The sequence below is a fragment of the Candidatus Defluviibacterium haderslevense genome (genome assembly GCA_016712225.1).
Taxonomy (GTDB): Bacteria; Bacteroidota; Bacteroidia; order Chitinophagales; family Saprospiraceae; genus Vicinibacter; species Vicinibacter haderslevensis.
Genome location: JADJRL010000003.1, coordinates 4,054,901 through 4,080,435, shown reverse-complemented (window position 1 = coordinate 4,080,435; position 25,535 = coordinate 4,054,901). Strand labels below are relative to the sequence as shown.

The following is a 25,535-nucleotide window of genomic DNA, read 5'->3' as shown; positions in this document are numbered from 1 at the left end:
AAATGAAAAGGAGAACGTTTCTTCAAGCAACATCCCTGGCAACTGTGCCAGTACTTATAAATGGTATTCCTGTGAATGCTGTAGCTAGAAATTCATTTCTTGATTTTGTAAGTCCAGAAAATGATAAAATTTTAGTTCTGATACAAATGACGGGTGGTAATGATGGTTTAAATATGGTATTACCTTTGGACCAATATGCCAATTTGGATATTCAAAGAAATAAAATATTAATCAAAGAGTCTTTAGGTTTGAAATTAAGAGATGATTTAGCTTTGCATCCATCCATGACTGGCCTTCAATCTTTGTATTCAGATGGTAAGATGAAATTAATTCAATCCGTTGGCTATCCTAACCAAAACAGATCTCATTTTAGATCAACAGATATTTGGACTTCAGGGTCTCCAGCTGACCAAAATGTAACTACAGGATGGTTAGGCAGATACTATCAAGATAATCATAATGCATATCCTACTGGCTATCCTAATGGACAATATCCAGATCCTTTAGCTTTGACTATCGGTTCTTTGGTGTCCCAAACTTGTCAAGGTACAGTAGCTAATTTTAGTTTAGCCATTAATGATCCTGCAACATTAGCACAATTGCCGGAAGGGGCATTTGCTAGTACCATTCCAAATACAAATTATGGTAATGAATTGCGTTATGTCATGGAGACATTAAAACAAACTAATGATTATTCTGATGTAATTAAAGCAGCTAACGATAAAGCGGGGGGCAGTTTAGCTGCAACAGGTAATGCACTTTTAGATCGATTGAATGTAGTAGCTCAATTAATCAAAGGAGGAATGAAAACTAAAGTCTATGTGGTTACAATTGGTGGTTTTGATACACATTCCAACCAGTGTGATCCGGATGATCATGAATTAGGAGTTCAGGCAGATGTATTAAAACAATTATCAGATGCCATTAAATCTTTTCAGGATACAATGGACACTGCAGGGTTAGGCAAAAGGGTGTTGGGTATGACTTTTTCAGAATTTGGACGTCGGATAAAAGCAAATGATAGTACAGGAACTGATCATGGAACGGCAGCCCCACTATTCGTCTTTGGAAATTGCGTCAATAGCAACATATTGGGCAATAATCCTACGATCAATGCCACCGTTGGTAATGATGAAGGTGTAGCTATGCAATATGATTTCAGGTCTATTTATGCCTCGATATTAATAGATTGGTTTGATATTCCATCTACAACTGTGAGCCAATTTTTATTTAATGATTTTCAAAAATTACCCATCATTGAAGGATGTGCACCAACGGCAACAGAAGACTATGACAGAGATTTTTCATTATCATTTATGACTACTCCGAATCCAGCAGTTGATTTCACAGAGATTCAGTTTAATTCAAAAAATGAATATTTAAGAATTAGCCTTTTTGATGCTATTGGCTCTGAGATTAAGGTCATATATAATGGTAAAATTTCAGAAGGAAATCATAAATTAAGTATTGATACCCATCAATTGACTTCAGGGAACTATTTTGTGAGAATAGCCTCAAATTATGCTCAAAAGACAAAGTCATTTATGAAAATGTAATTATTGATTTAATTCAGTTCACATATACCTCAGCAATTATATGCTGAGGTTTTTTATTTTTGCAACCTAATTCAATATTATGGAGACACACAAAGCAAGTTTATTAATTTTAGCTGCAGGAATGGGGAGTCGTTACGGGGCGTTAAAGCAAATGGATGCTTTTGGACCTAATGGCGAAACCATTATTGATTATTCAATCTATGATGCTATTCAAGCTGGATTTACCAAAATTGTGTTTGTCATTAGGTCTTCATTTCAAGATGAATTTAAGGAACGAATGGAACAAAGATGGTTGGGTAAAATTGAAATGAATTATGTATGTCAGGAATTAGACAACATTCCAGAGCCATTTCAAGTTCCTGCAGATCGTGCCAAACCTTGGGGAACAGGGCATGCTGTTTGGGTTGCAAAAGATGTAATTGATGAGCCATTTGGTGTAATTAACGCGGACGATTATTATGGGCGTGAAGCATTAAAGTCACTTTATGATTTTTTGATTAGTAGTTCAGCAGGCGAATCTGTTTATGTAGTTATAGCCTATTTATTGAAGAATACCCTGTCTGACTTTGGAAAAGTAAATCGAGGTGTTTGTACTGTTGATGAAGATGGTTTTTTAAAATTTATAAAAGAATGCAAAGGCATTAGTATTAATGATCAAAATGAAATCTTTTATTCAGAATATGATAAAGTCATCCAATTATCGCCAGATACACCAGTATCAATGAATATGTGGGGCTTTCATCCGAATTATTTTCAGTGGGCAGAAGACTATTTTATAAAATTTCTATCAGACCGAATCTTTGAAGAAAATGCTGAATTTTATATTCCCGAATTAATTCAAGAATTAATGGATCGGGGTGAACTCAAGGTTGGTGTTTTGAAATCGCCATCAAAATGGTTTGGAGTAACTTATCAGGAAGACAAACCCATGGTACAGGAAGCATTTCGCCAAATGATTGCATCAAATTACTACCCTGAACAACTTAATTAATATATAATCAATAATTTGCCCTTTTTGAATTTGTTATTAACCAAGATTTTTAGACAGATTGACTTTTAAATTTAGTTTATAGTGTTAGTAGTAAATTATTAACTTACCTTTGTGTCCCGTAGCAATACTAAGTTAATCAATGGCAAAATATATTTTCGTTACGGGTGGCGTAACATCTTCATTAGGAAAAGGAATCGTTGGCGCCTCATTGGCCAAATTACTTCAAGCAAGAGGTTATAGAGTTACCATCCAAAAATTTGATCCTTACATCAATATCGATCCCGGTACCTTAAATCCATATGAACACGGGGAATGCTTTGTAACTGATGATGGAGCAGAGACCGATTTAGATTTAGGGCATTACGAACGTTTTTTGAATATTCCAACTTCTCAAGCCAATAATGTTACGACGGGTAGAATTTACCAAACAGTTATTAATAAAGAGAGGGCGGGGGACTATCTAGGAAAAACGGTCCAAGTCATCCCTCACATTACAGATGAAATAAAAAGAAGAATATCATTATTGGCAACAGATCAGTTTGATATCATTATTACTGAATTAGGAGGCACTGTGGGCGATATTGAGTCATTGCCTTACCTTGAGGCATTGAGGCAATATAAAATGGAGAAAGGGCCTGAAAACTGTGCTGTAGTGCATCTTACCTTAATTCCTTATCTGTCGGCAGCAAAAGAGTTAAAAACGAAGCCAACGCAACATTCTGTAAAAGAACTTCAAGAAGCAGGAATTCAACCAGATGTTCTGGTATGTAGAACAGAAAAACCGATAGGAGACGAAATTAGATCTAAACTTGCCTTGTTTTGCAATTTAAGACAGGAACAGGTCATTGAAGCTATTGATGCTGAGACCATTTACGATGTTCCATTGTTGATGCTCAAAGAAAGATTGGATTTAAGGGTAATGGAAAAACTCAATCTGAAGTCCAAAAACGAACCCGATCTTAAATCATGGAAAGTATTTCTAGGTCATTTAAAAAATCCAAGTGAAGAGGTTAGAATAGGACTTATAGGCAAATACAATGAATTACAAGACGCTTATAAATCTATATATGAATCTTTTGTACATGCAGGTGCTGCCAATGAATGTAAAATAGAAGTTGTTGCTATACATTCTGAAGATGTAGAGGATGAAAAAGATGTGAGCAAATTATTTAAAGAACTTGATGGTTTATTAGTTGCACCTGGATTTGGTGAACGAGGCATTGAAGGTAAAATTCAAGCAATTAGATACGCAAGAGAAAATAACATACCTTTTTTTGGGATTTGTTTAGGAATGCAGTGCGCGGTTGTCGAATTTGCAAGAAATGTACTCAAATTAAAAGAGGCGTCATCTTATGAGGTCAATCCTAAAACACCTTATCCGGTTATTGATATGATGCCTGATCAGAAGAAAATAAAAAACAAAGGAGGAACTATGAGATTAGGAGCCTATGCATGTGATTTAAAAGAACATACATTGGCCTATAAAGCTTATGGCAAACAGGTTATATCAGAGCGGCATCGTCATCGGTATGAATTTAATAATGAATATCTGACTCGAATGCAAGAAAAAGGCATGGTTGTTTCTGGAATGAATGTTGAAAAGAATTTAGTAGAAATTGTAGAACTGCCTAAGCATCCATGGTTTGTTGGAGTTCAATTTCATCCTGAATTAAAGAGTACGGTTGAAAATCCGCATCCGCTCTTTGTTGATTTTACCAAAGCATGTATCATCTACAAACATAAAAATGCTAATAAATAGTAGTGACTAAGCGTTGGAAAGTTATACTATCCGGAATTCTTGTAGCACTAGGATTTAAACATAAAACCAGTGCCCAGGAAATCTTACAAATCAAAGATCCGGTTCATCTAACGCGCTATATAAATTTTCCATCTCAATTTGTAACTGAAAGGAATTTAGACATATGGCTACCCCAATCTTATAATGGTAATGTAGATCAAAAGTATCCTGTGATTTATATGCAAGACGGCCAAAACTTATTTGACCCAAATGTATCCTATCATTCCAATCCATTGAGTTGTGATCAGGCATTGAATCGTCTTGTTTCTGAAAAAAAAATTAAGGAATGTATCGTGGTGGGAATTTGGAATACTGATTATCGTTATCGCGAATACAATCCGACTAAACCTTTTGAAATACTTGATAAAAAGTATAAAAGAAGAATAAGAAGAGAATATAATGGCAAGCCATTATCAGATGAATACTTAAAATTTATTGTATTTGAATTGAAACCCTATATTGACAGTACATATAGAACACTGTCAAGTGTTCAAAATACATTTATTGGTGGTGCAAGCATGGGTGGACTTATTTCGTTTTATGCATTAATGGAATATCCTGACGTGTTTGGAGGTGCCATGTGCATGTCCACACATTGGCCGTTAAGTGTCATGTTCGACAATAAACATTTTTTTAAGGGTATGATGCAATATGTACCTGAAAAAATGCCCATACTTAAAGATAAAAAAATTTATTTCGATCATGGTACAGAAAATCTGGATTCGTGGTATGCCCCATATCAAAAACAGATTGATCAGATGTTCGAATTATATCATAAAGATTCTGTGAATTATAAGTCTCTTGTTTTTCCTAAGGCTAGTCATAGTGAATTGGATTGGAGGAAGAGACTCGATATCCCATTGGAATTCCTCTTGAAATAATTAAAGGGTCTGATATATTAGATAAACCTGAATATACGATAATTCTTTGTTGAATACACGACTTCTAACACTTCTGTATGCCAATCTGCATCAATAGGTAAAATAATAAAATCAACCATTTGATTTTTATTTAAATACAATAATGTTTCATCGGATATTTTTTTAAATTGATTATTGGCTTTATTTTGTAAATCGATATGATTCCTTCGATCCGATAAATCAATATTATAAATTCGATGAATTCGGTCATACCAAGGAAATAAATATTGCGGGTGATGTGCTATAGCTTTGAAATCAACCCAACCGCTTCTTTCTGAATTCGTTTTAAAATAGGTAAAATCCGGCGGAACTACAAACAATGCATCTATTGGAGTATGTTCTTTGGCCCATAATCCTAAAAGTCTCTCTTCAGTTATTCTTGGATTATTAGCGTTGAATTTAAAAAATGCCATGATAATAATAATACTGTATAATCCTACAGTTAATCCAGGTAAAAAACGGAAGTAATGTTTTTTTGAATAGTAATTTTCAATCCATGCTCCTATTGAAATTAGTGAAAACCATTCAATCCAAATAGTAGATTTTAACCATTGAAATTTAAGTATGAATTCCGAATGAAATACAGTGGTTCCTATACAATATAAGATTAATAAAATTCCTTGTAATAGATAAAAATAAAATAGGACTTTATGTTTAGGATTCCAATACCACAAACCAAAAGCAACTAAAACAATATAAATCAATATGTCTAATATACCACAATATTCAATTAAAAAATGGTGACCAATTCTAAATTCGAGTATATCAAATAAAAAATGATCATGCGCATGGGGAGCTTGGGTGTAATAAAGTAGGATTAGATAAAATGGAAAGGTGACTATCGAATAAAGTAAAAAGGATTTATAAATAATCTTTGCTTTCGATTTAGTTTTTAGATGATGAATAAGTTTTGAACCAAACCACAAAATACTTAATTGCAAACCTACAATAGGATGGAAATAACTAGATGCAATTAGACAAATGGCAAACCAATAAAATTGATTGCTTAGTAGAAAATAAATAGCCCAAACACCAAAAGTCTTTGCAAATAGGGATGCTACTGGCATATTGTAGTAAATCTCATTATTACCTACAGAAGTATAAGGGCACACAAAAAATAGTGCTATTAAAACCCAAACTACAATCCAATTATGGGAAATAAATAATTTTACTACGTTATAGACACCGATGATCAAAAAACAAGTAAATAATGCATGAATGAGGAACATTATCCAGGGTGTTTTTGCACCTAAACTAGACAAAAATAATAGGCTGACTGTGCGTTCATGTAAAGGAATGGATTTGATATAATTCAAAAAAAAATCTTTGGGATAGAGCTCTGGTTGGTTCCATTGCTTGAGTGTTGGCAATATTTCTATTAAATCATTGCCGTCTCCTATATAATTCCAATATAATAATACCAATGGATAGATTAAGAATACTATCTTCAAATGGTCTAATAATTTTACTTTTGTGATCATTCTATATATATAGCTATTATGAAAAAATTATCGCTTCAAGAATTGAATAGGTTAAGTCCTGATGCTTTCAAAATAGCTCCAAAAATACCATTAATTTTGGCAGCAGACCAAATTCGTTCTGGACATAATGTAGGTTCATTATTTAGAATAGGCGACGCTTTTGGCATTGAACAAATCATTCTTGGAGGTTATACAGTCCAACCACCACATCCTGAAATTCAAAAAACAGCTATTGGCGCATCTGAAACGGTTGCCTGGTGTCATTTTGAAAGATTAGAAGAATTTTTAATGAACATGAAATTGCAGGGCTACATCATTATTGGTATTGAACAAACTTCGGATAGCATATCATTAAATCACTTTGAAGTTGAAATAGATAAAGCGTATATTCTCATTTTTGGAAATGAAGTTAATGGGATCTCTGAATCCGTATTGCAATGTGTAGATTATTGCATTGAAATTCCACAAAGAGGAACCAAGCATTCCATCAATGTTAGTGTAGCGGCAGGAATTGTTACCTGGCACTTTGCTAAGCGATTTTTGTGAAATCGAATAAATGGATTGACCAAAGATGGACTTGTTGTCGAATTTAATCATTATATTAAACTTAAAAAAAAAGGCTAGCATCCGCCTTGAAGATACTAGCCTTACATCGTAGTTTTAATATTCTATTCCTCTAAAAACAATTTGCCTGTATCAAAATAGGAACCATCTGAAATTTTAAAAAATATCATTCCAGCATGAATGTTACCTATTTTTTGTGGATCTATCTCCCATGATTGTAGTCCACTTTCAAAATGTTTTATAGTGCGATACATTTCTAGGCCTTGAAGATTTGAAAACTCTAAAATAACATCTGAGGCTATTGGTAAATTAAAATCAAAACGTAGTTTTTCATGTTTAATTGGATTTGGATAAACCCGTAATAAGTCAAGATGCCCAATAGTTTTATTTGACATAACAACAAATTTTACAATTTCTTGATTTTGAGCATGTATTATAGTTGCGTTAATATCTTTTAAGATTACGGATAAATCAATCGTTTGTAGTGCTTTGATTTTAATTACAATTTGTGTTGTTGATTGATTCGATTTATTAAAATAAATAATTCCATCCCTTACTGGATAACTTTGATAAGGATCCGATATTTCCAATAGCTCAAAATTTGAATTCGACTTAAAGGTTCCACCTGATATAGGTTTCTCAAATGTAATAGGTATGTTATAAGTCTTGTCATTTAAAAGCTTTTGATCTGTTACATAAGCAATTGCTGTAGATAGATTTCTAGAAACAACAGTTTCTGAATTGAAATTTTTATAAGTTTTGGACCCATCCAATTCTCCTATGCGTATTGCAATAAAATCAAGATTATTCATGGATTGATTCATGGATGATAGAGCAACTGATTCCGGATATGCGGGTTTTGAAGGATTGATTGGATCGGGAAAGATATATGATTTCGGTACAAAGCGCCAAAGTTTAGGAATGGCGTTTATGGTATTTGATCCATTCACCACACTATATAATAAATCAAAATCAGCATTGGAAATGATTCCATCACCGTTGATATCAGCAGCAATTCTCTTATAAGGTGAATTCCATTTTTCTACGCCCATAATATATCGAAGCAACACAATAACATCATTGATATCAATACCTTGAAAAGATTGATTTGTTTTGCTGGGTTGGAGAATATAAGGTCGATTTTTTTTCAAATCTAAAAAAGCATAAGAACCATCAGACCTATTCATCTTTTCATCATATATGGGTTGATGAATGGTGTCATATCTGACTGAAATTAAAGTATCTTTTTTCTGAATATAATAAACGGTGCCACTTGGGACTTTCAGTGTATCATATTTAATTTTAAAGACAGTATCTCTCTTCGTTACCACTGTAAATGAACTCATGTCAGCCAACTGTAATTTGACTTCTTCGATAAATTCTAAATTTTCCCGGTGTATAGTACCATTGACAGATAATGAACTTGGGTTTGTTGTTATACTATCTTTTCTTTTACAATTTGGGATTCTGGCATTATTGTTTTGAATTTCAATCATTGTTCTACAAAACGATTGATTGCCAAAGCTATCTGTTACCCACATTTCAATATCATTTTTCCCGAGTTGATCACAAGTAAATATTCTCGATCGATCATTCACATCTTTTGAAAATGAAAATCTAAGGTTTTTGTATCCACAAGGATGATATGATCCATGATCAACATCTTTTGCCCATACTTCAATCATCCCAACATCTACAGTCCCATCGCGATTGGTATCAATGGGCATTAAAGCAACGATAACACCAGTTAAACAATATGGGGTAGGAGGGATCTTGTTTTTTACTGTAACAGTAACTAAACATTTTAATTCTTTGCCACAACCATATTCTGCTATAAAATAAAATTGAGTTGTTCCCAATGGGTAAGTACCAGAAGCATTTGCTCCGCTAGATTTAGCGTATGGGGATGTATTTGTAATTTTATAAATGGCACCACATTTTGAAAAGGCTGTAGCTGAATCCAATTTAACAAAAGCTCCTTTACAATCCTGATTTGCATCAACAATAGTGTCTTTGGGACAATTTAATTTTGCGGTCGAGTCTTTTAAGACTAATTTGATGACCTGTGTATAAGTCCAAACACCTAACTGTGGTTTAGCATTTGGAACATATTGGCACCAATCGATGACTTTCCAGTCTCTCAGAATCTTCATGCAGCCATCTCCAACAGTAAACTTCATATCTTTATATGAATACATAGGTTGGCTACAAGACTTCTTATTAAAAGTAGGCACATTGTAATACTTTGGTAAAAGACTTGGATCCGCATTAGGATTACAACCTTCCAGTTCAAGCGAAAGAGGCCAATTAATATCGGCAAGACTAAAAGGTAATCCGTTGGATATAACTTTGATGGTCTGGGTACAAGTATGCATGATCCAATGAGGATCTTCATATTCCCACGTTCGTGTAATGGTGCCAATACCACAGGAATTGGTATTATAAATTACCGATTTAGGTGCGAGGGTATACTTTTTAATATAATTTTCCCACACCCAAGCCTTACCCCATTTGTCAAGATCTGACAAATCATCGTTACAATATACAGTTACAGAAGGAGGGCACTCCAAATTGTAACTCAATACAGTAGCGTGTAAGGTAAAAGTAATGCTTAAAAACAATACAATAGCAAAGTAAGCCCTTTGAAGAGCGGTAAACGTAGTTTTCATGTGCAGTTGTTTTAAAAATTAAACAATAACTGCGTTTGGGAATTTCTTTTGTGTAGTAGTCGAGCACAAATATATGAATATTTGTAATATGTAATGTATTATTTATAAATATTTTTTAAAAAATCCTACCATACATCTCCAAAAAAAATTGAATTAGAATACAAATCCAGTGATATCCCAATCTTCAATTTATCGATTGATTAATGTGATAATGGAATTGAATACATGTTTTAAATGATTCCTAAATCCAACTTGGGCACACTAAAAAGGATAATTCAATGCAAGATGGATGTTTTTATCTTTCCAAAGCCCTTTAATGCTTACTGGATTTGTAGGATAGTACAATCCATAATTACCGTTTTCATCTGGATATGGGTTGCGAAGTTTAAAGCCTATATCAATTCTAAAGAGAAAGTAAGATAAATCCATTCTTAGCCCGAATCCCGAACCCACGGCAATTTGTTTGTAGGCATATTTGCTCAAAGTCCCCAATTCTGAATCCTGGTTTTTATGAGGAAGCAACCAGATATTTCCGGCGTCCACAAAAAAAGCCCCTTTAAATATCCAAACCAAATCAAATCTAAATTCAATGTTCGCTTCTACTTTTACATCTCCGGCTGAATAATAGGTACCTGTCTGGTCAACTGTTCTAGAAATTGGATCTGCTCCTGGGCCTGGTTCTCGGATTCCCCAGGCTCTTAGACTTTGCGGTCCTCCAAGATAGAATTGTTTAATATAGGGTGTCGTTTTACTATTGCCATATGGAAAAACAACTCCTGCATTAAATCTTCCATTAATGGACGCACCACCTTTCAATGAATAATACCATCGTTGATCACCTTCCAGTTTGATAAACCTTGAAAACTCCAATTTCGACTCTGTATCAATTGGTGCGTTTTTCTTAAAAAGATTAGATATAGATTTAATTAAACTTACTTCCAATCCACTGGTCTCAATGCTGCCGATAAAAGTTGTATTATATCTCGGACTCTTTTTACTTTGGTAATAATATCTCAGATCGCCTAAAAAAAATGAGGTAAAAAGTCTTTGCCCAACAAAACTTTTTTGAAGAAATTGATTTTTTGAAATAATTGAATCAAATGCAGCAAATACTTTAGGAATATAATAGCTGACAATAAAAGTATTCATCGTAATTCGCTTTCTTCTATTGATATTAAAGTCATATGAGATTTTTGAATTAAGGGAATTGTAAGAATATAAAGAAGTTAAATTGACATAATCAAATCCAATGCTAAAGGCAGTTTTAGTTTCTGGTTCTAAAGGCATTTTAACCCATGGTTTTAAAAGAAATCTACTCCATTTATAGGTACGCGTGACTTCTAAAAAATCGGGTAAGGTTAATTCATTCGAATAACTAAAATTGACAGAATTGAATCGATTGATATTTAAAAAACTAATTTCTGTTCCAGCTTCCAATTTAGTATCAAAATTTTCTGCACCATGAAAAATATTTCTGTTTTTTAAATTGATAAAACCAGATATTCCAAATAGGTTTTGACCTGTAGTTTTTAAAGTAGTGTAACTTACATCAGTACCATAATCAAAAACCCAAAGTTTATGAGGTGTGAGATAAACGGATTGGTTTAATTTACTTGGGTCTGTACTGTCAACTTTTGACTCAATATTAATAAATTTAAAAAATCCCAATTTCGCAATTTTGGCATAAGACTCTTCTATATTTGATTTATTGTAAAGCTTACCGGGTCTAGCTCCAATTCTTTTGGCTATTACACTATTTCTAATGTAAAAAGGACTATTACGATCTAAAAATAATATAGAGTCATACAAAGTTGCATTAATGGCCTCATAATTTACGGGATAATAATCATTTAGTATTTGAATATTTTGGATCGTGTATTTTTTGTGTTCCGTTTTGTTTTCAGGATTAATAATATTTAAGTTAACATCTGCAAAATTTCCCATTGTATCAATGTCTAAATTTTGGATATACACAGGATTGAATTCTGCATAACCATGATTTAATAACAATTCGGAAATTCTTGATTTTTCACTTTGAAAAACATTAAAATCTAAAGGTGATCCTGGTTTTAGTAATGATTGATCGATGGTACTTTGAACTAAGGATAGCAAACTTGTGTCATCCGCACCAACTACCAAAGATTTTACATAATACCTGTTTTTAGGTTCTACCAAATACTGAACATTAGCTCTTTTTTTCTTGGTTTTAACAGTATTAGATACTTTAACATTAAAATAGCCTTTATTAAATAAGTAGTTATACATATTTTTCTCTGTGGCTTGTATGAGCAAAGTGTCCAATATTGCTGGTGGTTCAGATTGTTTTTGTAACGTTTTTCGAAGCCAAATTTTTTTATTTTTTCGAGCATTTAAATAGTAATAAAACCATTCCCGGTCAATAAAAAACAAATAATTCCTGTTGGGTTTTTGTTTATACAATGTACTCAATTCTTGAGTTAACGTAAGACGATCTTCAGATGATTGATACGCTTTTAAATCAATCTTGTTTTCCGCTAAAAGGACTTCATTAGCTTGCAAAAATTTTACTGAATTGCAAGAGCACAATATTCCTAGGAGCCCAAGAGAAAATATTAACTTAAATTTGAACCTTAAAATATACAAGAATTGATTAGCTATATGGATCATTATGCTTTCTAAAAATGAAATAAAGTGGATAAAGTCCCTTCATGACAAACAACAAAGATATAATGATCAAATGTTTGTTGCAGAAGGATCTAGGTTGGTGCTTGATTTGATTCGTTCAAAACCTAATGATTTGGTAAACTTATTGGCTACCAAATCCTGGATATTGAAAAATCAATCAAAAATAGCACCATTTTTGGACATAATCAAAGAAATTACTGAAAGTCAGTTCCAACAAATTTCAAAGTTAAGTTCTACAGAAGAGGTACTTGCTATCATGAAATTTCCTTCCTGGTCTGCATCTCATAGTCCAAATCCTGAAATTTCCTTGTTTTTAGATCAAATTCGTGATCCAGGAAATATGGGTACGATTATAAGGACAGCTGATTGGTTTGGAATAAGTACCATATATCTATCTCCAGGATGCGTAGATCCATTGAATAACAAAGTTATTCAGGCATCCATGTCCAGTGTCGTTAGGGTTAAAACCATAGAAATTGAAATCCAAAACCTAAAACAAAGTTTCGCTGAACATCAATTTCTAGGCGCTTCACTAAATGGCATATCTTACTTAGAAGTAGATTTAAAATTCCCAAAAATTATCTGCCTTGGAAATGAAGCTAATGGACTGTCATCTAATGTATTAGATCAATGCAATCAACTGATTAATATCCCTTCTAAAACACTGGGTGCAGAATCTTTAAATGTTGGTATTGCTGCAGGTATACTGATGGCCCATTTCATATGATTTCAATGGAGTAAAAGTTCGATTTCTTCAATTTGCTTAACTTTGATTCAATTATAATATATGAAAGCTTTGGTTTTAGAAGGAATCAATCAACCGATTGAGATTAGAAACATTGATAAACCCAATGTAGAAAAGGATTTTAGCCTAATAACCGTTAAAACAACAGGTTTGAATCACAGAGACCTGTGGATTACCAAGGGGCAATATGCTGGGCTTAAATTTCCAATTGTACTAGGTTCAGATGTCTGCGGGTTGCACCTTAATAATCGGGTGGTCATCAATCCAGCTTTTTTTTGGGGTGAAAATCTAAATGTACAATCCAAGCAATTCGAAATATTGGGCTTACCCCGTAACGGATCACTTTCTGAGTTTGTTTGTGTCCCAAATTCATCAATTTACCAAGCACCAAATCACCTAACCGATGAACAAGTAGCCGCCATTCCTTTAGCTGGATTGACGGCTTTCCGGGCCCTTGTTACTAAGACAAAACCGATCAAAGGAGAAAAAATTCTAATTACAGGAATAGGTGGCGGGGTAGCGTTATTTGTCTTACAATATGCTATCGCACTTGGACTCGAAGTGTATGTCAATTCTTCCAGTGATGAAAAAATACAAAAGGCTTTAAGCATAGGAGCTAAAGGCGGGGTCAATTATACTTCAATGGATTGGGATAAAAAACTCCAGGAAATGTGCAATGGAGTGGATATCATCGTTGATGGAGCTGCAGGCTCAGATTTCAATAAATTAGTTAAGGTGTGTAACCCTGCCGCAAGGATTTGTATTTACGGTGGAACTCAAGGTTTAATAGGAAACTTAATGCCTCAACAAATATTTTGGAAACAAATTTCAATATTTGGCTCTACCATGGGCAGTGATCAGGAATTTAGAGACATGTTAGATGTTATCAATACGTATAAAATTGTTCCGATAGTTGATTCTGTATATGCTTTTGAAGATGTAAATCAGGCACTATTGCGGATGTCAAAAGGTGATCAATTTGGTAAAATTATAATCAAAATTGCTGAATGATAAAAATTGGTATTTTATCAGACACGCATAGTTATTTGGATGATAAAATTTTTGAATATTTCAAAACATGTGACGAAATTTGGCATGCAGGTGATGTAGGTTCCTTACACATTGTCGATCAGCTAACAGCATTCAAACCTTGCAGAATGGTATTTGGTAATATCGATAATAAAGATATTCGAATATCAATACCAGAGTTCGAAATATTTCATATTGAAGAGGTCAAAGTAATGATTATTCATATTGCAGGTAAATTCGGGACCTATTCTCCTCAGGTCCAAGCTTTGCTTAAGGAACACAAACCACAACTTCTAGTCTGTGGGCATTCTCATATTTTAAAAATCGCTTACGACACCAAATGGCAATTACTATATTTGAATCCTGGAGCATTCGGGATTCATGGAATTCATACCGTTAGAACCTTATTGAGATTTAATATTCATGCAAAAGATATAAATGGTATGGAAATTATCGAGCGTCCAAGATCTATAAAAGTCTAATATGATCTTATTCATAAAACTATTAAATTGTTTATATCATACGTTGATTCGTTTTTTAAAACCAATGTGCGATCAAGATAATCGTTTAATCATTAAAAATGTTTAAATTTGGTGGACCAATTGGTAGAATGAAAAGTATTTAATGATATAAAATGTATGTTATATTTATTTGAATCTATCTTGCGATTTTAATCAACAAGCCTATTTATGAAATGCATTTTTTTACTTTTACTTTTATTTGTAGGTAACATGGCATTGAGTCAAATTCAACAAATAGAAAGATTAGACGGCAGTAATATTTCAACATTTAAAATTGACCAAATTGTTAAACGATTATTGGACAGTGCTAATGTGCATGGATTAAATCTTGCCATATTGAATCAAAACAAAAGGGTATACATTAAATCATATGGTTACAAAAACAAACCTAATAATGCCTTGTTGGACACCTCAACTATAGTTTATGGAGCTTCCTTCAGTAAGGGAGTCTTTGGTTTTCTTGTTATGAAACTTGTAGAAGAAAAGACACTTGATTTAGATATACCGTTGTATAAATATTTAAAAAAGCCCATTGCCGATTATGAATATTTTTCTGATTTGAAAAACGATGAGAGGTGGAAGTTAATAACAGCGCGAATGTGTTTAAGTCATACTACCGGTCTACCCAATGTTAGATGGTTTAACCCAATAACCGGAGAACAAGATACACTTGGTGTCATTAAAATTTACTTTACTCCAGGATTAAAATATGCCTATTCCGGTGAAGGATTCAAACTATTACAACTTGTGATCGAAGAAATTCATCAAAAGAATATTGAAGAGTTGGCACAAGAAATAATCTTTAAACCTTTCGAAATGACAAGAACGGGATATATTTGGCATACCTCCTTTGGTGATGATAATGTAGCAGTGGGACATTTGAATAATGGAGAAATAGATCTAAAAAGGAAACGCACTGAACCTGTAGCAGGTGGTTCTATGGTCACTACCATTTCGGATTATTCTAAATTTATTGAATCTTTGATGCAACATAAAGGACTTAACCATGACAGTTATGAAGAAATGTTTTCTCCTCAGATTGCCATCCATTCAAAGAGTCAATTTCCGCCTATATCTTATGATACAAATTCAGAAAATGATGCAATACACCTATCATATGGATTGGGCTGGGGTTTGCTTAAATGCCAATATGGTTTAGCATTTTTTAAAGAGGGTAATGGTGGTTCATGGAGAAATTATAATATTAATTTTATTGAGAAGGGTATATCCATTATTATTATGACCAATAGCGAAAATGGAGAGCATATTTTTCAAGAAATTATAGAGAACATAATAGCTGATACATGCATACCTTGGAAGTGGCATGGGTTTATTCCATATGATTCAACTCCAAGGTAAGTATATTTTTGTAAATAAATTTGTTTTATATTATTTAGTATTCTATGGCTATATTTATAAATGTGGTGGTATTTAAAATTATTTAATAACTTTCTGATTATAGAGCTATGTAAAACAAAAAGGTATTTTATATGTATTGGCATCATTTATTATTGATTGACATTGTATCATAATAAGGGTTTTATTTTATCCTATTCCAAGCTAATGGTTATTAGGCAGGTGCTTTATCAAATCGGGTTTAAGCAATAAAATTGATCTTATGATTCAGATCAATTATTTAACCCATTAAACTTTATAATTTTAATGATTAATAAATAATTTTTTAGCAAAAATATTTGGTTTCTAACTTTAGTCCTATTTTTGTATGGTTATTTTATCTTAAATCTATCTGATTCAATTTTCATAATAAAATAAAGAAATGAATAAGTCTCAAGCAATAGCTAATCGATTTCGAGAAGTCACATTAAATGGCACATGGATTGCCAATACAAATTTTAAACATCAACTGTCAAATTTGAATTGGGAAATTGCAACCACAAAATATGGATCATTAAATTCAATAGCCTTACTGGCACAACATATTCACTATTACATTAATGGCATAAAAAATGTTTTCCTAGGAGGTGATCTTGAAATCAAAGATAAGTTTAGTTTTGATTTCAAACCGATGGAATCTCAACTTGAATGGGAGGTATTTTTGAATAACTTTTGGCAAGATTCTGAAGAATTTGCTAGTTTAATTGAGCAAATGCCTGAGACAAAATTGGATGAGGTATTCATTGAAGCGAAATACGGATCATATCAAAGAAATATTGATGCTATGATTGAGCATAGTTATTATCATTTAGGACAAATCGTATTACTGCGAAAGTTGATTGATCCCGCTTTTAATAATACTAATTGAATATACGGTATAATTTTAATGATACGTTACAACAGATTTGTCATATAAAAATTATTCCTATAGGTTCATAGCCGAATGTAGGGCGAAGATTATTAGTTTATTCAGATACATAGTAGGATAATATGCATTGAATAATTCAAGCAACTATGGGTTGGATAAATTCATATATGCAATTGATTAATTATAGAATAATCCATTATGCACCTATAAAATTTGAAGAGGCCTAAATTTCAAGAACATTAAATTCACAAGCTATATTGAAAAATCCAGCATCAAATTTGAATATAATTTAGGAAATAGGTGTCGCATTAATTATGGTTAGAAGTCATGGTAAATGATGATGTATCTGGTCAAATTCCAAAATGCATTTCAGAAAAATCCATTAGTCTACCTGAAGACTGTGGTGACATTTATGGGTATACAGAGTTCCTAGGCAACATTTCAAATCCAAAACATGAAGAGTATGAATCTATTATTGATTGGCTTAAAGATGATTTCGATCCGAATTATTTTGATATGATAGAGATTAATTTGGCTTTGAGTTTAAAAGATTATGGTAGTAAGTGGAATGAATAATCTGATCGACATATTGTAACAAGTCCTATCATTATTACTTTTTTCTTTATCGTAGTCATCTTTAATTACCAAACCGCTCAATTAGTCAAATGCTCTTACAATAATTGCAATATAAATATAAAACTGAATGATATATATATTTAGGCAATCTGTTTGTTACAATTTGATTTATAGCTTCACAATACCATCTTTTTGGATTAATAAAATGTCTTATTTGTACATATAATTTAGACTTTTTCAATTTAATAAATATGGACTTTTACTTCCTAAGTCAAATGTCAATTTAAAAATATAAAATATGATGCAATGTATTTATTAACAACCAATGAATAAAAGCACAAAGAACTATTTATCTCTTATACAGCGACATTGCAATCCATTTTTTACGTGCCATTGTAGTCCTGTAAAAATGTTTGTGCCTGCATTAACCATTAGTATTCCATAATATGTATTTGTATCCGCTGCTTTAGTTGAAGTCCAGAAATGAGCAATCTCTCCTGCATAGATACTAGCACCATCTGTCTGTCTCCTGCCTCCTGGTTCTGCTGAAAATAAGCTAGGAGCAATTGAATCAAGTGTATTAGGACTTTTCCAATGAAGTGAATTGCTTTTTAATTTACCTCCTGCAATTGCATCACCTCCTAAATAATCAATTAACGTTTGCCATTCTCCTAAAGAAGGTATATGCCAACCATTAGGACATAGTTTACCAGTTTTTACTGCATTTCCATTATAAAGTGTAGTTATCTTGGAGCCTTTGTCATCATAGGCGTAACAAAATCCAGGTTCATCTTTTATCAAGTTCCAATTAAAATTATCTGGATAATATTTAACTTCAGGCAGTTTAACTTCTAAATCTGGGAACAACCAACATTGTGTGCCGATTACGATAATGCCATATTCTGAAGAATCTTGAGCTTTAACACTTCCAAAATTATCACATGGAATAACAGAGCCAAAAATGTATATGACTCCAGTTTTTTTGCATCCAGAAAAATCTGTAACATCAATATAGTAATATCCATTCAATCTAGTTCCTGAATATATACTGTCGGAAGAATTGCTATTTTGCCATTTATAACTATATGGTGGTAAACCACCGCTGGCATTTGCAAATAGAGTTGTGGTATCAGCAGAAACTCTAATACTTACTTCCAAATCACTAGTTAAACAAAGGTCTACTTTTTCTTTGCGACAATGAAAAAAACCTAATAAGAGTATTGCAAATAGTAAGCCTAATGGACTTGAAGATTTCATATTATTTATTTTTATTATCAAAAATAAATAAATAATATTAAAATATCCAAATTATTAGTGTATTATTTCAGCTTGGACAGAATTTTTGCTAGTTTAATAATAGACTAAGTAGACAACTAGAGATACACTTCACCTAAATGGTCTGATCAATTTCTAATTGATTAATTTATTAAGATATCGTTAAATGCGACTTAAACTTCTTGCATTAAGAATTAAATAAACCATCATACTGATTGTCATCCTTTTTGTTTTCTTCACGTACTGGTCTTGGTGAATCTAAATTAAACTTATTGGAGCGATCACCCATTAAGAGCAATTTACTTTTTTCATCATAGGATTGTAGCATCTTTAATCCTTCCTCTTCAAATACACCATTTTGCAAATCAACTGAATTCATAAAATTCTCAGACAATTCCATAAATCGTTCCATTTCGCCGACCTTACTTGCCACATCATCTGCAATATGTTCTAGGGCTTGGTCAAACATCATACGCTGATCAGCATTTCCGGTGATTACATTCATAGCTGATTTCATAGCACTATGAGAAGCCCTGATAGCCTTCCGCTCTTCCTCTTTAAGTTTTACCTGATCCTTAGTATCTTCTAACAAAATTTCAGAATTTTGATACATTTTAGTCAGCACCTTACTTAAGATGTCCATTTTACTCAATAAGTGAGTATATTTTTCATTGGTTTCCTGAAGTCTTGCTGCTTTACGGGTAGCCAATACCATCTGAGGTTCCAAATTCTGGTTTTTAGCTACCTGAGCCATTTTTAGATTGGTTTCTATTTCCTTTGAATTTTCAGTCACATTGGTTTGTAATTTGCGTATTTGTCCTTTTAATACACCAATTTGTTCACTCATTTTAGATAGATTATCCTGAAGGTCTTCGATATAGTTTTTTAATATCCCAATTGGATCAATAGTTACAAAAATTCCAGTGACCCATCGCATAATACTTTTATACATATAGCCTATCAAGGTTCTCATTTTTGGATCTAGCACCATATAAATGATGGCACCTAGCACAATTAACATTCCTGACAAATAGATCATATTTCCAGCTAAAGAAATGAGGTAGGGTAGGTATTTATATAAGATAGCGCCACCACCAATAAGTAAGCCAGCTAAAACTACGGTTCCAGTTACACCTTCGGGTTTACTCCAGAAAGATTTTGGTTTTTCTAAACCAGATCCAGGATTGATTATTGTTGACATAATTTATTTTTTTTATTTGAATGATCTATTTTGAAGTAAAGAAATATCATTTAAAATGTAGGATTTTATACGATTTATGGTATTGGTAAATTTGAGTTTTTTATTAGAATTTTTCAATTCATTTGATTCAATTTCACTTTGCATTAAGTCTATGCTTTTCCTGAGTTCTTGAAGTTCTAATTCAATATTTTTAACTTGTTCCTCGAGTTCTACAATTCGCTTAGAAGTTTGGCCTATTTCATGTTTCTTAGCTTCTACTTTTTCTTGATAATGATGAATAGTGGCTTGCCCAAATTTTTGCGCTTCTTCATCTAGTAATTGACTGAAAAATTGTGCAGAATTCCTTATATCATCTACAGTAACATTCATGGTTGAAGCCGTCATTAAAGTTGATTGAATTGCAGTTTCTTCATCAATTTTCAATGCGGTCATGCCTTTAATTGCCTGGCGATATTTAATATAATCGAATTTTTGAGAGCTCAATTTATTCAATTCCTCACTTATGATTTTGGCACTTTGGCTATCAATATCAGTACCTTCAAGGGAAAACATTTGATCAAGCATAATAGATTTCAGTATTAAATCGGGTGAAAGATAAGGACTAACTCTATTTTAGTGAATATATTATATATAAATTCTTAATCAACTGACTAAATGGGCTAAAAATCAGATAAAATCAACATCTGGTCCGAATGGATAGCGCATGAGGAACTGGATTGCTTTATCCAATTCAAACGATTCGAATATAACACTATAAATCATCTGGATAATGGGGACTCTTAATTGATAGGATTTTGCTAATTGGTATGCAATTCTAACGGTTCTAACACCTTCTACGACTTCGTCCATCGAATCAATGATATCCTTCATTTTTTCTCCACGTCCAAACCTCATCCCAAATGTAAAATTTCTACTTTTGTCACTTGTGGCAGTGGCTATCAGGTCCCCAATACCTGCTGTTCCTAAAAATGACCTGTGTGTAGCTCCAACGCATCTTCCGAGCTCTATCATTTCCCGGAGACCTCTAGTAATGAGCATAGCTTGAATATTCTTACCGAGACCTCTTCCTGCTAACATGCCAGAAGCTAAGGCAATTATATTTTTTAAAGCGCCTGCCATTTCGGCCCCAACTAAATCATATGAGCCAAAAACAAAAAAATATTTGCTGGTTAGGTATTCTGACCCAATTTTTATGACTTCATCATATTCACTTGCTATAACGCAAGCAGTTGGTTGGCCATCTAAAATTTCTTTATATAAATTTGGGCCAGCTAAACACCCAACCCTAACCACTTGAGACTCAGCACGAATAACTTCGCTCATAGTGTGTATATGCTTTCTGGAAATTTGGGTTTTACTTAATTCATTTAGTGATATATCAGAAATATCAAGTCCCTTTGTTCCATGTATCAATATATGTCCCGGAGTAAGATAAGGACTCATGGCTTGGATGGTTGATCTAAAAGATTCTGATGGCACCACCGGAAATATTAAACCACACTCGTGAATCAATTCATCAATGTGATCGGTAGCCTTTATTTTAGGGGATAATTTTATGTTGAGGTGGACATTTTCGTTGTTAATTCGGTCTACAACTTCCTTTTTTCTGGAAAATAAAAGGACCTCGCTATTATGTGCCAATAATGTGGCAATAGTAGTTCCAAAACTACCGGCACCTACTACTCCGACTTTAGCTTTTTTGTAATTCATAAGAAATGGGTTGCAAATGTACACTTTTAATGGCATTGAATCATTATTAAGTTGAATCTAAATGACGCACTTTCAGTAAATTACATTAAAATTGTTCGAATTAATTAAAATCTTCTATCTTAGCATCAATTAGTATTATTTTAATTTTAATTCAACTATGAGACCATTGGAGAACGATCACAATATTATTGTCAAGATATTTGTAAAAAGCAATTTACGAATTTTATACTTTGCTTGTTTGTTTCTATCAATTCTATTTTCCTGTCGAAAATCAGAACTTAGTTGGAATACTGAATTATTAACTCCGCTCTTAAAATCAAGTTTGTCATTTAAGGATATTGTTCAGGATTCTATTTTATCTATTGATTCTAGTCAGAACTTGACTTATGTTTTTGATAAAAAGTTGTATCATCTTTCTGTAGATTCACTATTTACATTTAGAGATACGGGATTAACGAAGTCTTATTCCCTTGATTCGCTTTCACTTTATAATGCAAACATTTCTTATCCGATTACATTAGGAGCCATTTGTTTGCAAGCTGGACTATTAGGTTTTCTTATTATTTCTCAGAATGGACAAAATATCGCAATTCCATCGATCCCGTCATTCAGTGCGCCAGTAGTACCTATTAGTGCTGACTCAATCTTTACAACAATGACATTAGCTACGGGTCAAATGGATATTTCATTTACAAATGGTTTACCCATTGATATTACCAATGTTGTTTTTGAATTAAGAAATCAATCAACCAATGAATTAATTGTTCAAGGAAATTTTCCACTTATTGCTTCCAATACCACGGAGACCAAATCCTACAATTTGGATGGTAAAACCCTGGAGGGAAAGCTTAATGCGCAATTAATCAGTTTTGGTTCACCTGGAAGTAATGGCATTCCTGTTTTAGTTGACACCTCAAATGCTATTCTTGCTAATATTAAAGTGTATAATCTCCATCCATCTATAGCAACTGCTCGCTGGCCACAACAAAATATAATTAACAAAACTCAGAATTTTTATTTAAAAACGATTGGAGTTGAATTAAAAGAATCCCGAATTAAATCTGGAAAACTCAGATTGAATTTAAAAAGCACTTTACAAGACTCAGTTAGATTTGCATATAAATTGCCCAGTGCAACAAAAAATGGTATTCCCTTTGAAGTTTACAAGACATTGGAACCAGCGCCACCTGGAGGACTGAGCATTTATTCCCGTGAATTTGATTTTTCAGGTTATCATCTTGATTTATCAGGACCCAATAATGATACATTTAATACTGCATCAAATACGTTTATCGCGGCAATCGATAGTACCGGACAATTAAAAACGCTCTCTTTAAGTGATAATTTTTTTGCTGAAATAGCTTTACTGGACATTAAACCGGAGTATGCTAGAGGATACTTAAATCAAACTAACTTTAATTATGGCCCGGCAAAAGTTGCATTGGAAGAATTTAATTCATTGAATGGAATGATTCAGTTTGACCAATTACAAATGGATATTACGGTTGAGAATAATATTGGTGCTTCTGCAGTTTTTAACATTGATCAATTGACATCTATTAATACTAAACAAAATAATGTTATAGATTTAACAAGTGCAATTATCAAAAATCCTTTATATATTAATAGAGCAAAGGATAACAACAAGTATCCACCAATAATTCCAGCCATTGAACGATTTAAGATCAATAGTCAAAATTCGAATATCAATGCATTCATCAATAATCTTCCGGATCAAATAGAATATGCCATTAGATTGCAAACCAATCCAAATGGGAATGAATTGGTACACAATGATTTTATTTACGATGGGAAACTACTTAATATAGATTTTCATTTGGAGGCGCCGTTGAATCTATCCATTAAAGGTTTACAATTATTAGATACTATAGATATCAATTTGAATCAAGTGGATTTGAGTCAAGTAGAAAAAGGCACTTTGAATTTAATTGCGAAAAATGGATTTCCGATAGATGCACGTATCATAATGTCTCTTTTGGATGAACATGGTATAAGCAAGTATATCCTTTTGGATGGAAATCAAATTATTAAAGCAGCCCCGATAAATTCAAATGGCAAGGTAGATCAAAAATTACAATCCATTATCCGAATTCCGATAGATCAGAAAGTCATTGAGCAATTGACTACATATAAACATATTAAAATCGATGCTATATTTGATACAAAACCAACATCAAGCAATGTAAAATTGTATTCTACCTATGACATTGATTTTATTTTAACTGGTGATTTTATATATCGTATAAAATGAGATATTTACTAATAACATTATTGTTTATTTACGCATATTCAACCTCAACTTCTCAGAATTTGAGTTTGTTGAATTACCAAACAAATGCCTTTAAAAATGTCATTGGAATCAAGACCGATTTTGCGGTTGGATCTAGTGACGTTTCTTGGGGTTTTACTAAAAAATTAATACAAGGAGGTGAAATATCAAAAGAGTTAAAGGATCGGGCATTTAATCAATTGTTAGATCTAAATTCAGGAGGGGGTTTATGGACTACTGGACTGTATTTTGGAAAACAGCGCAGTAATTATTTTGGTATTAAAAATTCTGATTGGCGCATTGGGATTAATCATATTGAGTATGCAGATGCAGTATTTTCTAAAGATTATTTTGGTTTGTTGTTTTTTGGAAATAAAAAATATGAAAATCAAGCTGCCAAATTAGATCAATTAAATTATAATTATTTAAGCTATAGTACTTTAGAAACAGGATTCATCAAAACCTGTCATAAGATTCGATTTGGAATAGACCTGGGTTTGGCAATTGGTCATAAGTCCATAGAAGTAGTTGGAAATAAAGGGTCCATTTTTACCGCTCAGGATGGGGAATTTGTGGATGTGGATTTGGATTTTACAACCAGCGTTACACCGAATCCTTTTACTTCAAAATCTATTAACGGAATTGGTGCAACATCAAATTTTTTATTGGGATTTCAACTATTAAACAATGGCTGGATTGATTTTCACATCAATAGATTAGGATTTGTTCGTTGGAATAAAAACACGATTCAATCCAAATTAGATACAACTACAAGAATTGAAGGAATTGAAGTTCAAAATCTTTTTGATTCCATTTATATAAACTTAAAATCATTTGAGGCGTATCAATCTGAATTTATACACAAATCTAACCAGCCTAGAACTGAAAAATTGCCATTGCAATTGGGAATTAAATTTACAAAAATTTTCTGGAATGATAAAATGTTATTTTTAGGAGAAGTAAATTATTTACCTTATTCAAATATATCGCCTTCATATGACTTGTATTTACATTTGAAGTTGAATTCACATTTTAGTGTTGGTGCCTCAACCGGAATTGGTGGATATAATACATTTAGAATGGGCTTAACTTCAGACCTATTAATTAATAAATCTTTTTTAATTCAATTATATACGCGATCCTTTTTCTGGGCAATACAAGAAAAAAACCCAACTTCATTTATAGTTGGAGCATCTATTCGCAAGTACTTTTAATAATTCTGTACATAAATCTTATTTTTATGTAACTTTTTAGAAATTGCATACAGGCATCTTTGTGTCGC

Annotated in this window: 20 protein-coding genes; 13 read left to right on the top strand and 7 right to left on the bottom strand. The window is 32.6% G+C overall.

Annotation, left to right across the window (positions count from 1 at the left end; all coding sequences use genetic code 11):
- The first annotated feature begins 2 nt into the window (after window positions 1-2).
- From IPK88_16060 to IPK88_16045, 4 genes are all read left to right on the top strand, one after another.
- Complete coding sequence (locus IPK88_16060; protein ID MBK8244941.1) at window positions 3-1,556, top strand: DUF1501 domain-containing protein; 1,554 nt, start codon at window positions 3-5, stop codon at window positions 1,554-1,556.
- A 79-nt stretch (window positions 1,557-1,635) separates the two neighbouring features.
- Window positions 1,636-2,547 carry a nucleotidyltransferase gene (locus IPK88_16055; GenBank protein ID MBK8244940.1) on the top strand — a complete coding sequence of 304 codons (912 nt, stop codon included), beginning with the start codon at window positions 1,636-1,638 and terminating at the stop codon, window positions 2,545-2,547.
- 139 nt (window positions 2,548-2,686) lie between these two features.
- Window positions 2,687-4,306: a CTP synthase gene (locus IPK88_16050; GenBank protein ID MBK8244939.1), complete on the top strand. Its 1,620-nt coding sequence runs from the start codon at window positions 2,687-2,689 to the stop codon at window positions 4,304-4,306.
- A gap of 2 nt (window positions 4,307-4,308) precedes the next feature.
- Window positions 4,309-5,226, top strand: a complete 918-nt coding sequence (locus IPK88_16045) for an esterase family protein (protein ID MBK8244938.1) — start codon at window positions 4,309-4,311, stop codon at window positions 5,224-5,226.
- A gap of 17 nt (window positions 5,227-5,243) precedes the next feature.
- Here IPK88_16045 and IPK88_16040 read toward each other — a convergent pair whose 3' ends face one another.
- Window positions 5,244-6,746, bottom strand: coding sequence for a hypothetical protein (locus IPK88_16040; protein ID MBK8244937.1), 1,503 nt, complete (start codon window positions 6,744-6,746; stop codon window positions 5,244-5,246).
- An 18-nt stretch (window positions 6,747-6,764) separates the two neighbouring features.
- Between IPK88_16040 and IPK88_16035 the strand changes: the two genes are divergently transcribed.
- Window positions 6,765-7,292 carry a TrmH family RNA methyltransferase gene (locus IPK88_16035; protein MBK8244936.1) on the top strand — a complete coding sequence of 176 codons (528 nt, stop codon included), beginning with the start codon at window positions 6,765-6,767 and terminating at the stop codon, window positions 7,290-7,292.
- 122 nt (window positions 7,293-7,414) lie between these two features.
- Here IPK88_16035 and IPK88_16030 read toward each other — a convergent pair whose 3' ends face one another.
- Window positions 7,415-9,979: a dockerin type I repeat-containing protein gene (locus IPK88_16030; protein MBK8244935.1), complete on the bottom strand. Its 2,565-nt coding sequence runs from the start codon at window positions 9,977-9,979 to the stop codon at window positions 7,415-7,417.
- Between the two features lie 261 nt (window positions 9,980-10,240).
- Window positions 10,241-12,517: a BamA/TamA family outer membrane protein gene (locus IPK88_16025; GenBank protein MBK8244934.1), complete on the bottom strand. Its 2,277-nt coding sequence runs from the start codon at window positions 12,515-12,517 to the stop codon at window positions 10,241-10,243.
- A gap of 109 nt (window positions 12,518-12,626) precedes the next feature.
- Between IPK88_16025 and IPK88_16020 the strand changes: the two genes are divergently transcribed.
- From IPK88_16020 to IPK88_15995, 6 genes are all read left to right on the top strand, one after another.
- Complete coding sequence (locus IPK88_16020) at window positions 12,627-13,370, top strand: RNA methyltransferase (protein ID MBK8244933.1); 744 nt, start codon at window positions 12,627-12,629, stop codon at window positions 13,368-13,370.
- Between the two features lie 60 nt (window positions 13,371-13,430).
- On the top strand, window positions 13,431-14,399 hold the full coding sequence (locus tag IPK88_16015; protein ID MBK8244932.1) for a zinc-binding dehydrogenase: 969 nt from the start codon (window positions 13,431-13,433) through the stop codon (window positions 14,397-14,399).
- On the top strand, window positions 14,396-14,899 hold the full coding sequence (locus tag IPK88_16010; protein MBK8244931.1) for a metallophosphoesterase family protein: 504 nt from the start codon (window positions 14,396-14,398) through the stop codon (window positions 14,897-14,899). The genes IPK88_16015 and IPK88_16010 overlap by 4 nt, the downstream gene beginning before the upstream one ends.
- A 249-nt stretch (window positions 14,900-15,148) precedes the next feature.
- On the top strand, window positions 15,149-16,297 hold the full coding sequence (locus IPK88_16005; protein ID MBK8244930.1) for a beta-lactamase family protein: 1,149 nt from the start codon (window positions 15,149-15,151) through the stop codon (window positions 16,295-16,297).
- Between the two features lie 418 nt (window positions 16,298-16,715).
- Window positions 16,716-17,201, top strand: a complete 486-nt coding sequence (locus IPK88_16000; protein MBK8244929.1) for a DUF1572 family protein — start codon at window positions 16,716-16,718, stop codon at window positions 17,199-17,201.
- A 327-nt stretch (window positions 17,202-17,528) separates the two neighbouring features.
- Window positions 17,529-17,777, top strand: coding sequence for a hypothetical protein (locus IPK88_15995; GenBank protein ID MBK8244928.1), 249 nt, complete (start codon window positions 17,529-17,531; stop codon window positions 17,775-17,777).
- A 345-nt stretch (window positions 17,778-18,122) separates the two neighbouring features.
- Here IPK88_15995 and IPK88_15990 read toward each other — a convergent pair whose 3' ends face one another.
- The 4 genes from IPK88_15990 to IPK88_15975 all read right to left on the bottom strand — a co-directional run bounded on the left by IPK88_15990 (window position 18,123) and on the right by IPK88_15975 (window position 21,963).
- Window positions 18,123-19,034 carry a fibrobacter succinogenes major paralogous domain-containing protein gene (locus tag IPK88_15990; GenBank protein ID MBK8244927.1) on the bottom strand — a complete coding sequence of 304 codons (912 nt, stop codon included), beginning with the start codon at window positions 19,032-19,034 and terminating at the stop codon, window positions 18,123-18,125.
- Between the two features lie 205 nt (window positions 19,035-19,239).
- Window positions 19,240-20,253 carry a hypothetical protein gene (locus IPK88_15985; protein MBK8244926.1) on the bottom strand — a complete coding sequence of 338 codons (1,014 nt, stop codon included), beginning with the start codon at window positions 20,251-20,253 and terminating at the stop codon, window positions 19,240-19,242.
- A gap of 12 nt (window positions 20,254-20,265) precedes the next feature.
- Window positions 20,266-20,817 carry a hypothetical protein gene (locus IPK88_15980; protein MBK8244925.1) on the bottom strand — a complete coding sequence of 184 codons (552 nt, stop codon included), beginning with the start codon at window positions 20,815-20,817 and terminating at the stop codon, window positions 20,266-20,268.
- Window positions 20,818-20,919: 102 nt separating this feature from the next.
- The gene (locus IPK88_15975; protein MBK8244924.1) at window positions 20,920-21,963 is read right to left on the bottom strand and encodes an NAD(P)-dependent glycerol-3-phosphate dehydrogenase; all 1,044 of its coding nucleotides are present in this window, start codon (window positions 21,961-21,963) and stop codon (window positions 20,920-20,922) included.
- Window positions 21,964-22,120: 157 nt separating this feature from the next.
- On the opposite strand from IPK88_15975, the gene IPK88_15970 reads away from it, so the two are divergent.
- Both IPK88_15970 and IPK88_15965 read left to right on the top strand, forming a co-directional pair.
- Window positions 22,121-24,235: a hypothetical protein gene (locus tag IPK88_15970; protein MBK8244923.1), complete on the top strand. Its 2,115-nt coding sequence runs from the start codon at window positions 22,121-22,123 to the stop codon at window positions 24,233-24,235.
- Window positions 24,232-25,467, top strand: coding sequence for a hypothetical protein (locus IPK88_15965; GenBank protein ID MBK8244922.1), 1,236 nt, complete (start codon window positions 24,232-24,234; stop codon window positions 25,465-25,467). The genes IPK88_15970 and IPK88_15965 overlap by 4 nt, the downstream gene beginning before the upstream one ends.
- The last annotated feature ends 68 nt before the right edge of the window (window positions 25,468-25,535 follow it).

Excerpts from the sequence above, each read along its gene's own strand:
- IPK88_15990 (MBK8244927.1), bottom strand. The coding sequence starts at position 19,034 with ATGAAATCTTCAAGTCCATTAGGCTTACTATTTGCAATACTCTTATTA.
- IPK88_16030 (MBK8244935.1), bottom strand. The coding sequence starts at position 9,979 with ATGAAAACTACGTTTACCGCTCTTCAAAGGGCTTACTTTGCTATTGTA.
- IPK88_16040 (MBK8244937.1), bottom strand. The coding sequence starts at position 6,746 with ATGATCACAAAAGTAAAATTATTAGACCATTTGAAGATAGTATTCTTA.
- IPK88_15975 (MBK8244924.1), bottom strand. The coding sequence starts at position 21,963 with ATGAATTACAAAAAAGCTAAAGTCGGAGTAGTAGGTGCCGGTAGTTTT.
- IPK88_16015 (MBK8244932.1), top strand. The coding sequence starts at position 13,431 with ATGAAAGCTTTGGTTTTAGAAGGAATCAATCAACCGATTGAGATTAGA.
- IPK88_15965 (MBK8244922.1), top strand. The coding sequence starts at position 24,232 with ATGAGATATTTACTAATAACATTATTGTTTATTTACGCATATTCAACC.
- IPK88_16060 (MBK8244941.1), top strand. The coding sequence starts at position 3 with ATGAAAAGGAGAACGTTTCTTCAAGCAACATCCCTGGCAACTGTGCCA.
- IPK88_15985 (MBK8244926.1), bottom strand. The coding sequence starts at position 20,253 with ATGTCAACAATAATCAATCCTGGATCTGGTTTAGAAAAACCAAAATCT.
- IPK88_15970 (MBK8244923.1), top strand. The coding sequence starts at position 22,121 with ATGAGACCATTGGAGAACGATCACAATATTATTGTCAAGATATTTGTA.
- IPK88_15980 (MBK8244925.1), bottom strand. The coding sequence starts at position 20,817 with ATGCTTGATCAAATGTTTTCCCTTGAAGGTACTGATATTGATAGCCAA.
- IPK88_16010 (MBK8244931.1), top strand. The coding sequence starts at position 14,396 with ATGATAAAAATTGGTATTTTATCAGACACGCATAGTTATTTGGATGAT.
- IPK88_16055 (MBK8244940.1), top strand. The coding sequence starts at position 1,636 with ATGGAGACACACAAAGCAAGTTTATTAATTTTAGCTGCAGGAATGGGG.
- IPK88_15995 (MBK8244928.1), top strand. The coding sequence starts at position 17,529 with ATGGTAAATGATGATGTATCTGGTCAAATTCCAAAATGCATTTCAGAA.
- IPK88_16005 (MBK8244930.1), top strand. The coding sequence starts at position 15,149 with ATGGCATTGAGTCAAATTCAACAAATAGAAAGATTAGACGGCAGTAAT.
- IPK88_16050 (MBK8244939.1), top strand. The coding sequence starts at position 2,687 with ATGGCAAAATATATTTTCGTTACGGGTGGCGTAACATCTTCATTAGGA.
- IPK88_16000 (MBK8244929.1), top strand. The coding sequence starts at position 16,716 with ATGAATAAGTCTCAAGCAATAGCTAATCGATTTCGAGAAGTCACATTA.
- IPK88_16020 (MBK8244933.1), top strand. The coding sequence starts at position 12,627 with ATGCTTTCTAAAAATGAAATAAAGTGGATAAAGTCCCTTCATGACAAA.
- IPK88_16035 (MBK8244936.1), top strand. The coding sequence starts at position 6,765 with ATGAAAAAATTATCGCTTCAAGAATTGAATAGGTTAAGTCCTGATGCT.